The following is a 272-nucleotide window of genomic DNA, read 5'->3' as shown; positions in this document are numbered from 1 at the left end:
ACCACCCCGGCGCAGGCGATCACCGAGCCCACCGACAGGTCAAAATGCCCCGAGGCCAGGCAGAACAGCATGGTGCACGCGGCGATGCCCACGGTGGAAATCGCCAAACCCAGGCCGCGCATGTTCAACGGCGAGAGGAAGTTGTCGATCAGCAAGGCGCACAACACGAAGATGGCGATGGCCGCCAGCAGCATTGCCCAGTTGTCGAGCAAGGCGCGCATGTCCAGGGGTTTGCGTGCCGTGGGCAGCGCGTTGTTTTGAGTGGTCATGGT

At 63.2% G+C, this 272-nt stretch carries 1 pseudogene; it reads right to left on the bottom strand.

The window, feature by feature from the left end:
- Positions 1-269, bottom strand: a pseudogene (locus ACFZPT_RS26695) (L-arabinose ABC transporter permease AraH); the annotation flags it as partial.
- Positions 270-272 lie beyond the last annotated feature (3 nt).

The organism is Pseudomonas sp. MD330_10, assembly GCF_042610415.1.
Taxonomy (GTDB): Bacteria; Pseudomonadota; Gammaproteobacteria; order Pseudomonadales; family Pseudomonadaceae; genus Aquipseudomonas; species Aquipseudomonas rhodesiae.
The sequence above is the reverse complement of the archived record's forward strand: the minus strand, read 5'-3'. Positions and strand labels throughout refer to the sequence as shown.